We start from the raw sequence: 11,626 nt of genomic DNA on the forward strand, positions 1-11,626 counted from the left end.
CTTTTTCTTTTATTTTGACATTATTGAGTTTGCTTTAACACACTAACGCACCGGGGGTCAGACCCCCGGTGCGTTAGTGTGTTAATTCTTTACATTACTTCTCCCTATGTTTCTTACAGAGACACAGGGACGGTTCTCGCGTCTCATTGGGAACTGAAATAGTTAAGACTAATGGAAGAATGGAAAAAATTAAAAACTCCCTCCATTGAACTGTCGAACTTTCCCCATGTCCCTTTGTAATAAAAAACTAGTTGTCTATTTTTATATCGGCAGGTTATGATATTTCTAATTTACCAAATTCTAGTTTATCATCGTATTGAAAGTTTATGGGGGGTTAATTATGGAAATCAAAGCGGATGACTTAACAGGTTCAGAGGTTATTTCGTTAATTGGGGAGCATTTACATGGAATGACACTTTACTCCCCGCCGGAAAGCATTCATGCGCTGAATCTTGAGGGATTGAAAAAACCGGAGATTTCCTTCTGGACTGTCTGGGATGGCGATCAGCTGATGGGTTGTGGTGCACTGAAGGAGCTTGATAGCCAGCACGGTGAACTCAAATCGATGAGGACTGCTTCTGCTCATCTACGAAAAGGGGTTGCGCGAGTTGTGCTGGAGTACATCATTGACGAGGCAAGAAAGCATGGCTATACAAGACTAAGCCTGGAAACGGGTTCCATGGAGGCTTTCCTCCCTGCAAGGAAGCTTTATGAGAAGTTCGGCTTCCACTACTGTCCGCCATTTGCCGATTATGTAGAAGATCCAAATAGTTTATTTATGACGAAGGAACTTTAAGCAGAACACAGGGATGGTTCTCGCATCACAATCGTGGGGGCGAAATAAACGAAGCGTGGAAAGTGGGACATACTGACGGTTCTTCCATCCCTAAAATACACAAACATCTATCTTTATATGACAATGATGCTTCCACTATCTTCCTTTCAAAAGTTAACACCACCCATTTTCTGGGTGGTGTTCGCTCATACGATATTTAAGGTATTAATCAGCACCAGCTCCTCCTCCTCCTGAATTACCGCTGTCTCCATACATTGAAGTTGATGAGCTGCTTTCTGGAGGGGTGCTCCATTTCCATGTGTTTGCCAGGATTTCTACAGGGTTCTATCCGGAGGTAATCAGATAGGTTAATGGGGCGGCTGACTTTTTATCGTAAAGCATCACGGAGGCATTCAGGGATACCAGGTAAAAGGGCAGGATGAACAATTTTCGGCCGGGTTTGATCCACCCTCTTATTAAAAAGGAACCCGGCAATGATTAAATAGAACTATAGATCATGTTAAAGGAAATCCAGACATCAAATGCATAGATAACAGCTGAAAATATGATCAGCATTAGCCCCCTTCGAACCAGCGTGTTCACTTCATCATCCACAAACGTTTTTATCCTGTATTATATATTTTTTTAAGGCCAAATCAAGTGAGGAGGATCCTTTGTCTGAAACCTAAATGGTTAGTTAGGAAAATATCCCCCGATGAATAAGGTTTGTTTCACCACCCGAAATCCATGCGTAAAATTATTAAACTTTTCCCAAATACCTGTCCATTTCTACTATCTATTAACTGAACATGAATAGAACTGAAAAAGAGCCCTAAGGCTCTTTTCCGGGATATCCCTAATAAGGACTCGTCGCTGTAAATGTAAACGGTACATTTGCTCCTGAATATAATCCAACATACACATATCGTGTGCCGCCTGGAATGACTCCTGCCTCGTTCGCCCCAGAAGTCGCGACACTCCCAATCAGTTCAAAGTTCTTATTATAGAAGTAGACATCGTAGTCATACGATCCGTCATTGCTGCCTTTTAGGGTGAAATTATGGATGCCATCGCCATACTGCTCTGGTAGAGTAACCACATATCCATCGACGCCTTGAGAGGCCGGCTCTGGATTTTGCGTTGTCACGAACTCATTCTCTGTCACGGCCAGGGTAGCTGGCACACCTGCCAGACTTCCAATTCCTGTTCCTGCATTTCCTGCCTGCACAGTACCTTCCGCAACAAACGGTTCTTCTGGTTCTAGTTCAAGCGGTTCAATCTTTGATTTTTGCTCAGAGAAGGCTTGAACCTCAGCCACTTGAACAAAGCCTTTTGTATTGTCCTGTGCATCATGCGCGATAAATTTGAGGTATTTTGCTTCCACAGTTTGCGGAAGATCGATACCCTGGTAATGAAGGTCTGCGACCGTTGGCCTTGGCTTTCCGGCTTCAAACTTCCCTTTCCAGACAGTCGTGAAGTTTTCACCGTCCATTGACGTTTGAAGACTGAAGTTTTTCAGTGTCGCAAATCGTGAACCGGAAATATCCTTCATGGCACTCACTTGAACATGGGAAATTTCAACTGGATCATCTCCCGCCAGGTCAACGGTGAAGTCCGCGCCAAGGAATCCATTTTCCTGCGTATTTGAAGCAAACACGCTTGCTTCTGTGTCGTCAATCGCAAATTTAACCGGGTTGCTGTCCGATGATCCTGATACGTTGGAAATCGATGCTCCGTTAAAGGATGATGCAACGTTTGGTCCAATTGTAAACGTCAAGCGGTTCTTCTCTCCTGCCTTGATGGCAACATCACGGATCGTCCTCGAACCAAAGCCTTTTGCCTGAATCGTAATGTCATAAGTTCCTTCTACAATATATGCCCCGAAGTCTCCCTTTTGCCCGGATACCGCAAGTGGACTTGTTCTTGCTTCGAACTCACCAATGATGATTCGTGCATTCTGGATCGGTTTATTTGTAGCCGCGTTAACTACCTTTCCAATCAACTGGCCATTTCGCTGTCCATCCGGATGGTTGAATCCTGGAACTGGGTCTGTATCGTCTCCGCCTTTGGATAATGCATTTGCTCCTAACCCGCGCTGTGCGAATGCAGTCCATAAAGCATCATAGTGCTTTCCGTCGTAGCGTTCAAAATCTGCGGCAAGGATCGCCGTTCTCATGTCTTCCATCGATGGGTTCGGAACAGAGATTGGCATCGCATCCATCACAAGGTGCTCGATGACTGATTCTGCTTCCGTTTTTCCAAGTCGCTCAATTAATGTATCTCTTACATGCCATAAAATAGCTGCCCAAATATCGCCGTCAGAGTGAACCTCTGGCCCGCCAACATCATAGCCAACATCTCCATAGTTGTAAGGCGCCTCATCAAGTGAATAACTGCGGATGCCTCGTTCAGCATTCCCTGTCACATAGGCTCCGACAACCGGCTTTTCCTGAAGGCCTTTTTTTGCCAGATAGTGCATTCCAAAGAAGTCGCCCCAGCCTTCGCCCATGGAACCCGACTGGTGGCTGCCGAGTGCTTCTCCGCCTGCTACGAAACGATTAGTCAATGCATGGGCATATTCATGATAAATGATCCCAGCATCAAAATCACCATCTGCATATTGTCCTTCAAATGCTCCTGGGATTGGTTCCCAAAGGAACATTCCGCTCCACGCTGGAATTCCATCTGGAAGCGTCAGCATATAGGCATTATCCCGTCCCGTATACGTTGGCGCACCGCCTGAAAGCGCTCCTGCCTGGACAAGACCTAGGATGGCATCGCCGTCCATTCCGCCTTTTCCGTAGTTTGATAGCTGAAGGTTCCCGGCTGCTTCTGTCCATCCGAGGTTATAGAAATAGTCGTGGAATAGATTATGATGATAGAACAAGTTCGTCGCTGCACTGTTTAAATCCTCTGCATAGGATGGCGGTGTCGTTTGCCCGTTTGTTTTTTGCCACGCGTTTTTAAATAAGTAGCTAAAATCGCCGTCTAACGCAAGCGGACGAACAGCCTGATCTGCAGGGACTAAAAAGTTGCTCCAGTTCGCATAGGAGTTGGCGTTGTTTCCAAATGTCGTCAATCCCAAGCTTGTGCCAGGAATAAGCCAGCCTTTTGGTGATGCCTTTGGATCCCCTTTAAACGACTTCACAACTTGAGTTCCGCCAGCCGGTGCACCAGGATAGTTTTCAAAAATGAGTCCTTCTGTTTCTAATAGAGTGTCAACGAGAGAGCGTTGGTATAAAAGCTTGCTATTCGCTGCATCGATCACCATCTCAAAGCCTTCATTCAGCTCCTTGATGAAAAGCACACGATAAGCTGGCCGGACACCATCATTCGTAATAAAAGTCGCTTTCTTCACACGCTGCTTAGCTGGCAGCAACTCTCCTCCATCAAAAACAGCCCAGCCTTTTTCCTCACTTAACAGCTTAGGAACAAAGCTTGCGTCTGGCAATTCCAGCTCAATAGCTTTATTTAAGGCATCTGCTTCTGAAAGCTCGAAGTCTGCAATCAAGCCTGTTTTACGGCTTAGGTTTCCTGCTGCAGACAGGATCTGGCCATCTTTGTTTACCGCGATGATCACTCGTCCTCCGTAAGCTGACTCAATGCCATCAAATGTTTGCTGCAAAGTGACTGGACGAAGCCCTGTTCCCGGCATTTCAAAATTTTTGGCAACGACAAATGAATCAATGTCTGAGGCCTCCAGCCCATATAGCGCCGCATTTTCCTTTAGCCAGCTGCGCGCAATCGTCTCAGCGCTTTCATTAGAAGGAGCTGTCAAATATCCCTTTTCCTTGATAATGGTCGATGGGGTTCCAAACACAGAGTTCCATTTAATCTTCGTTCCTGCCCCCACTGATTGAACTAGTGTATTAGCGGCATCAAGCTGATTCTGGGTCGGCAGAACACTGTTTACTACATTTCGGACATCATACAGATGGGACTCATGATCCTCATGGACTCCCTCTGCGGTCACAGGTCCTGTAACCTGATCAGCATGTATTCCGCTTGTCAACAAAACCTGGCCAGCCAGCAGCGTCGAACAGACAGCCGTCACGAGCTTTCTTTTTTTCATCTACGCAAAACCCTCCTCGAAAAATCTTGTTTCAAGGAAAGAATACGTGAGCCCCATTCGTTTTACCTCTGCCTCAAGGGCAAAATACATACTATAGGTCATTAAAATACTACTAAGACACTATGGATGATAGGACTTGTGGATAGTGTGCGGAACAGTTCTCTTGTCCACAAGAATCGATAAAAAAAGAGATAAGCAGATTGCTTATCTCAAACATTAATACACGGAACCTTAAAGTTTATCTTTCACGATGCACCAGGACGGCCCCAATTTCCTTATCCTGAATGATATTTACTTTTCCTGGATGACCGAATCGGTTCTGCTTTCATACAATCTTATGCTCTACTTCAAAATAGCTAATACCGTCTCCTTAAAATGATCGTAAACATCTGACCAAAGATTTGGGTCCTCTGTATACCTTTTCCTTAAAGAACCAAAGGCTTCTTTTTGCTTCTCCGCAAAGGAGGGATCCTCTTTTGCCGGCAATGCAGCACGAACTTCATCGACGATTTGCTGAGCTTTTGGTGCACGAGGTCCCCACTTTCCAAGTAAATGCCCTTGATCATTAAGGATTAAAATCATCGGAATGGCACGACCACCATTTGTTAAGTGACGATCAATCAAATCTGTATCTGCATCTCGTAAGGCGACGCGCATTTCAATATCTGCCGCTTCGGCTAATTTGCGAATGACAGGATTAATCATCATGGCATCTCCACACCAATCTTCGGTAATCGTAAGGAAATGCAGTTGATATTCTTTTAACTTTTCAGCAAATCCATCTTCAGGGAGATGAAACTGTTCAAAAACAGCATAACTTTCTTCTTTTAATGTACCCATTTCATCCATATAGGTTTGAATTGATTTTCCCTCTTCAAAATACTGTTGCTCTGTTTTCATTAAGATTTCTCCTCTTTCTATGTTAAATGGAACGAAGGCCTCCAGACCGCAACCCGCGCTTTCAACTTAATCCATAATATCTAATAATAATAATTCTTCCCTAGCCGAAGCACTATTCCCAAAAGCTCTGTATATCACGATATTGATTTTACAGTGTTGAAAAATAGACGGAAAAATTCCGCTTAAATTTGCAAACGACCCTTTTTTCCTTAAAATAAGGGGACTTTTTCCGGTTATTCAATCTAAATCGTTGGATTTTGTCTAATTTTTTTAAGTTAACCGGAGTTTCTCCGCTTATTTCTGCTTCAAAAGCGTTCTCTAATACAATAGCCGGAGTTTCTCCGCTTATTAGTTTTATTCCTACACAAAATCAACCGGGATGTTAAACAGTGCTAAATAAAAAAGCGGCCAACCCCTCATGGATCAACACTTATAACGGAACTATCTTACTACTGTTAAAACTGTATGTACAATATTGCTGCTCTCAGCCAACTTTCGTAACTGAGGCACAACAAATTCGGGTACGATTTTGTACTGATCAAGTTCATCAATCCCAATCCATTTGTGAATATATCCGTCTTCCACTCCTCTAAACTCAGCTTTATGGTTAACTAGTTGATGATGTTCAGGAATGTCTACAAGGTAATGCATACCTAATTCCTGAATTTTTTTATCCTCTGCTTCCAGAAAAAATTCCACCACCCAACAGAGTTTCATATGGTCTGCTTTTAAGTCAAGCTCTTCTATTAACTCTCTTTTTAATGTCTCTTCTGTTGACTCAAAATGCTCGACTCTTCCTCCTGGTAAAAACCAATTTTCACTATTAACCGGCCTTTGAAATAAGACCTTTCCATTGTGTTGGATAATGGCCGCAGACCTTAAATGAAAGCTTCTATCCTTATCAATTGAGAACTTGAGCATCACTTTGTTTTCACCCTTTAGTTTCAAAATCATAATGAGCTAAAAGAGATAATTATCCCTTTCTTAAAATGCAAAAATGTCACCGTTGATTGGTGACACTTTGCCCTAGGATCATCTCTTTTTAACAGGTATCAATAAATCAACTTTGCATTTCCCTTCAGGATCTTCGGAAGGGTTATTTAAATTGAATTCGAGGTTATATCTTTGGTAATCAGCTGCATAATCGCTATTTGGCAGCCATTCGCCAAACATGTATTGATAAGCAGCATTCAGCTTTTCAGGTTTTTCATAAAAGGAATAGAGGGCGTATTGCCCGCCGTCCACCTTCCTGAACTTCATGTCTTTATGGTTATCTTTATTAAATCCATCAGGTAATGTAACACAGGCATCGTGACGGCAGTCCTGACTTTCCACTTCAGCCGGATTATCTAATGATATACCGACAAATGACTGCTGTGGAGGATATAACCCATTGCTGACTGCCCAATCGATCAGCTTTCCCCAGTGTTCTTGCGGCTCAAAGTAACTCCCCGTTCGTCTGATATACGCGATTTCCGTTTCAGGTAAGCTCTTTATTAAGATATTCATTTTCACAATCCCTCTTTCAAAAGATTAGGTCGCTCAACATTTCATACACAGGGATGGTTTTGCTGCCCGCTAGTTAATCTTGAGCTCCATCCTCTTCCCCATATCCCGTCCTTATTCATTATTCATAAAGTTTTGTCTCTCAAGATAATTAAGCACCGTTTGTGAAAATTCCTGATGTGATTCCTTCGTATACTTCGCTATGGTATAAATTTGAGCAAGATTCTTTAACCCCAATTGTTCGGTCATTTCTTTAAGTTTTGGGACGGCCATATAGCGGTTCCATCCTTTTTCGTTCCGATCCTGATAAATTCCCTGAATATCTTCATCTGAATAATCCCGATACTGATCGTAGTGGACCAGTCCATGCATGGGCAGCCGGTCACGCGGGGCAGGGTTTTCTGCTGGATATCCTAATGAAAAACCAACAACAGGTACGACATTGGGCGGCAAGTTCAGCAGTTCACCAATTTGATCACAATTGGCAAGCGTAGAGCCCATATAGCAAATGCCCAGTCCTTCATTTTCAGCTGCTAAAGCACAGTTTTGTGATGCCAAGGCTGCATCAATGGCCCCAATCATGAAGCTCATGTAATTATCAAACTGGACAGGTGCATCGTTGAGCGCAAGCCATTTCCTCATTCTGTTAAAATCAGCACAAAATGTTAAAAGGATCGGCGCATCCACCACCATCGATTGCTCCATATGGGCACTGTATAATTTTTTCTTAAGTTCTTTGTCTTTCGTGACGATGATCGAATACGTTTGCATATTGCCACTTGAAGACGCACGTATACCTGCCTCTAAAATTTTGTCGAGAAGATCTTGACCAACTTCCCTATCTTCATATTCACGGATGGATATGTGCCCGTGGATCACATCATTCAATTCCACCACAATCACTCCTAATTATCGATTATAGACAAAGGGACGGCTTTCGTTTACACACTTAGGGACATAATTAAATGTCTACCAATATTTCGTCCTTTAAGCCCGCCAGCCGCTCCTTCCAATCTTCAATATGCTGCAGTCTCGTCTCTTCATCTGCACCTGCCGGGAACAGGAAAGGTTCTAAGACAGTCATCCCACAATAGTAAAGCTTCTCATGCTGAATATTGAACAAACGCTCTTCGACTTTGCCTTTTATTGCGGTTTCTCCATACTCCGACAGATCCGCTGCTCCATGAGTCACAGATACGATGGCCATTTTCCCTTTCAAGTTCCCTTCTTCATAACGGCCTGGACCGTAGGCAAAGCCGTACGCGAAAACTCGATCAAACCATCCTTTCAATATCGCAGGGGCATCCGTCCACCACATTGGATATTGAAAAATGATTAAATCTGCCCAGGTTACTAATCTTTGCTCTTCGACAATGTCAGCTGCTAAGGTATTATGTATCAGCGCATGGTATTGTTCGGAAATATAATTGAGACGCTTTGGATTTTTAAGTACAAGGAAATCCTCTTTATCTGCAATTGCTTTAAAGTTCTTTTCATATAGGTCTGATACTTCTACCTTATGGCCAATCTGTTCCAGGCTTTCAACCGTTACGTCTTTTAGTGCCCCGTTCAAAGATTGTCCGTCCGGATGGGCAAATACGATGAGAACATTCATTTTCTAATCCCCTTACTCATGTTCTGATGCTGTCTATAACACTGAAACCATCCCTGCATTTCGATCATGAATTATATTCTTCTATTGAATTTCAACTAAATATTTCTTTAATCGATCTTTTGTTTCAGAGGAAAGTGGCGCAGATTTTCTAGTGTGGTCGTCCATTTGCACGATGACGGTTTCTGCCACTGCAGCAAGCTTTCCATTTTGATAGATTCCTTGAAATAAAGAAAAGGAACTGTTGCCAACTCTTGTAATGGCACTGCCGATCTCTACTGTTCCAGGCCAACGTATTTCTGAAAGTAAGTCCAGCTTTAGACTTGCTATGACAAACGAGGCCTTTTCAGCATGCAGCGGCTCCTTTGCATAGAGAAGCTCCGTTCTTCCCGTTTCCAGGAAGGTTGAAAACAGTGCGTTATTTACATGTCCCTGACGATCCGTATCGGCATACCTGATCTTGTCGTATGCCTTTAATGGAAAATCTTTATATTCCGGTCTCATCTGCATCATCATCATTCCTCCTGCATCTATGCTTCTAGAGTCATTTCCTGCTCGATACATTCTTCAACACCTAAAACAATAAATCCTTCTTCAACACACCTTTTACTACATTTCTTGGAGTTAGGCTCTCTCCATTTTTTAGCTTTTCAACACCACTAACCCGTCTTCATTAGCACTTTCTTGACAGCTTTGAGCTACGCAACCTGAAAGCTGTCACAATTACTGCTTTTTCTTGACAGCTTTAAGCTCTGCTACCCGAAAGCTGTCACAATTACTGCGTTTTCTTGACAGCTTTGTGCTATACACCCTGAAAGCTGTCACAATAAATGCTTTTTCTTGACAGCTTTGGGCTCTGCAACCTGAAAGCTGTCACAATAACCTAGTTTTCTTGACAGCTTTGAGCTACGCAACCTGAAAGCTGTCACAATAACCGCTTTTTCTTGACAGCTTTGGGATTTGCAACCTGAAAGCTGTCACAATAAATGCTTTTTCTTGACAGCTTTGGGCTCTGCAACCCGAAAGCTGTCACAATTACTGCTTTTTCTTGACAGCTTTGGGCTCTCCACACTGAAAGCTGTCACAATTACTGCTTTTTCTTGACAGCTTTGGGCTCTCCACACTGAAAGCTGTCACAATTACTGCTTTTTCTTGACAGCTTTGGGCTCTCCACACTGAAAGCTGTCACAATTACGGAAGCATAGGGACGTATCTTACGTTCCTAAAATGAATCAGTTAAAGAAACACTTGTTAAGTCCCGTGCTTCACTGAGCTTTTCTGTCGCCATTTCCCATAAAAAGCGAACATAAGGAAGCTCGGTGCTTCAGTAAGTTATCATTACCGGTGCTGGATATCCATATAGATAGTGTAAAAGCGAACGGGAGTAGAAATTATTGGACAAACAAAATAGCAGGTTTAGGTGGGTTGTATTTGTTTCCGTATTGTTCACTTACTTATTAATGTCGAGCCAGCGAACAGCTCCGGGATTGATTACAGAGCAGGTGATGAAGGATTTTCATGTAACAGCTACAACGATTGGGTTACTAACGAGTATGCAATTCTTTGTTTATACTAGTTTGCAAATTCCTATGGGGATTTTAGCTGATCGGTTTGGGCCCAATTTCTTTCTAATTATAGGTGCAATCGTTACTGGGTTAGGCACCATCATTTATAGTCTTGGGACACATGAGTTTGTCCTGTTTTTCGCCAGAATACTTACGGGAATTGGAGATGCGACGATTTGGGTCAATTTGGTATTGATTTTAAGCCAATGGTTTAAAGTTAAGGAATTTGTTCGATTAATTGGTTTCGCGGGAATGACGGGAAGTCTTGGTTTCCTTCTAGCGACAGTTCCTTTCTCGGCATGGATTGACTTACTTGGCTGGAGAGCAGCATTTTTTTCAGCGGGTATCGCTTTATGTTTATCAGGAATTCTTCTTTATATTGTACTGATAAAGAAACCTAGACAGCTCTTTCCTAATGAATCGGTAACTGTAAAAGATGAGATCCAGCGTCAAAACATTTCGATGTTATTGAAAAGAATCGTTTTAAATCGGCAGGCATGGGCTTTATTCTTCTGTCATTTTGGGGTTGTTGGCGGGTATTTAGGCTTTATTAGTTCATGGGCAGTGCCCTATGGGATGAATATGTATGATTTGACTCGATCAGATGCCAGCCAACTAATAATGGTCGGTCTTATAGGCGCACTTATAGGGGCCCCGTTAACCAGTTGGATTTCAAGTCGGCTTGAGACAATTAAGCGCCCATATGTCATTGTTCATTTTATTATTATGACAAGCTGGTCCGCTTTCCTTTTATTTAAAGGGAATCCTCCACTTTTCATGCTCATTTTGCTTTTCTTTATCATTGGCTTTGGATTTGGAGCAAGTGCCTTAACTTTTGCTGTTGTTCGTCAATCCTTTCCTATGAGGGAATCTGGTTTTGTATCGGGTTTTGCGAATACTGGTGGGTTTCTAAGTGCTGTTTTACTGCCAGGATTCTTCGGAAAAGTATTGGATCATTTTCAGTCTGTTTCAGGCAGTATGACCGAAGGCTATTTTTACGGCTTCATCATTCCTGTCGTCTTTTCTCTAATTGGCTTGTTTGGAGTGAGTACTATTAAGGAAAGGCGTCAGCCTGAATCGGCAGAACCAGAATCTTCTCGTCTAAAGAGCTAGTCAACTCCCTAAAGCTACAGCCACCATTCTGATGGCAAGATCACTGGTTTTGCTTAATAAGAACGCACCAAATTATCGTAGGA

9 protein-coding genes are annotated in these 11,626 nt (G+C 42.9%); 2 read left to right on the forward strand and 7 right to left on the reverse strand.

The window, feature by feature from the left end:
• The first annotated feature begins 340 nt into the window (after positions 1–340).
• The gene (locus tag J7E37_RS18080) at positions 341–796 is read left to right on the forward strand and encodes a GNAT family N-acetyltransferase (RefSeq protein ID WP_215025989.1); all 456 of its coding nucleotides are present in this window, start codon (positions 341–343) and stop codon (positions 794–796) included.
• Between the two features lie 835 nt (positions 797–1,631).
• Here J7E37_RS18080 and J7E37_RS18085 read toward each other — a convergent pair.
• The 7 genes from J7E37_RS18085 to J7E37_RS18115 form a co-directional block, all read right to left on the reverse strand.
• Positions 1,632–4,847 carry a M36 family metallopeptidase gene (locus J7E37_RS18085; protein WP_215025992.1) on the reverse strand — a complete coding sequence of 1,072 codons (3,216 nt, stop codon included), beginning with the start codon at positions 4,845–4,847 and terminating at the stop codon, positions 1,632–1,634.
• 342 nt (positions 4,848–5,189) lie between these two features.
• Entirely contained in the window at positions 5,190–5,747 is a 558-nt protein-coding gene (locus J7E37_RS18090; RefSeq protein WP_215025993.1) for a thioredoxin family protein, read from the reverse strand.
• A gap of 441 nt (positions 5,748–6,188) precedes the next feature.
• Complete coding sequence (locus J7E37_RS18095; RefSeq protein WP_251009751.1) at positions 6,189–6,668, reverse strand: NUDIX hydrolase; 480 nt, start codon at positions 6,666–6,668, stop codon at positions 6,189–6,191.
• Between the two features lie 111 nt (positions 6,669–6,779).
• Entirely contained in the window at positions 6,780–7,256 is a 477-nt protein-coding gene (locus tag J7E37_RS18100; RefSeq protein ID WP_215025998.1) for an AraC family transcriptional regulator, read from the reverse strand.
• A gap of 111 nt (positions 7,257–7,367) precedes the next feature.
• Positions 7,368–8,147, reverse strand: coding sequence for a nitroreductase family protein (locus J7E37_RS18105; RefSeq protein ID WP_215026000.1), 780 nt, complete (start codon positions 8,145–8,147; stop codon positions 7,368–7,370).
• 67 nt (positions 8,148–8,214) lie between these two features.
• Positions 8,215–8,868, reverse strand: a complete 654-nt coding sequence (locus J7E37_RS18110) for an NAD(P)H-dependent oxidoreductase (protein WP_215026003.1) — start codon at positions 8,866–8,868, stop codon at positions 8,215–8,217.
• An 81-nt stretch (positions 8,869–8,949) separates the two neighbouring features.
• Complete coding sequence (locus J7E37_RS18115) at positions 8,950–9,378, reverse strand: acyl-CoA thioesterase (RefSeq protein ID WP_215026006.1); 429 nt, start codon at positions 9,376–9,378, stop codon at positions 8,950–8,952.
• Positions 9,379–10,259: 881 nt separating this feature from the next.
• On the opposite strand from J7E37_RS18115, the gene J7E37_RS18120 reads away from it, so the two are divergent.
• Positions 10,260–11,543, forward strand: a complete 1,284-nt coding sequence (locus J7E37_RS18120) for an MFS transporter (protein ID WP_215026009.1) — start codon at positions 10,260–10,262, stop codon at positions 11,541–11,543.
• Positions 11,544–11,626 lie beyond the last annotated feature (83 nt).

The sequence above is a fragment of the Bacillus sp. ISL-39 genome, assembly GCF_018613295.1.
GTDB lineage: Bacteria > Bacillota > Bacilli > Bacillales > Cytobacillaceae > Mesobacillus.

Bases quoted from the DNA above. Each gene is read 5' to 3' on its own strand.
- J7E37_RS18080 (WP_215025989.1), top strand. From the start codon at position 341: ATGGAAATCAAAGCGGATGACTTAACAGGTTCAGAGGTTATTTCGTTA.
- J7E37_RS18115 (WP_215026006.1), bottom strand. From the start codon at position 9,378: ATGATGCAGATGAGACCGGAATATAAAGATTTTCCATTAAAGGCATAC.
- J7E37_RS18085 (WP_215025992.1), bottom strand. From the start codon at position 4,847: ATGAAAAAAAGAAAGCTCGTGACGGCTGTCTGTTCGACGCTGCTGGCT.
- J7E37_RS18090 (WP_215025993.1), bottom strand. From the start codon at position 5,747: ATGAAAACAGAGCAACAGTATTTTGAAGAGGGAAAATCAATTCAAACC.
- J7E37_RS18095 (WP_251009751.1), bottom strand. From the start codon at position 6,668: ATGCTCAAGTTCTCAATTGATAAGGATAGAAGCTTTCATTTAAGGTCT.
- J7E37_RS18100 (WP_215025998.1), bottom strand. From the start codon at position 7,256: ATGAATATCTTAATAAAGAGCTTACCTGAAACGGAAATCGCGTATATC.
- J7E37_RS18110 (WP_215026003.1), bottom strand. From the start codon at position 8,868: ATGAATGTTCTCATCGTATTTGCCCATCCGGACGGACAATCTTTGAAC.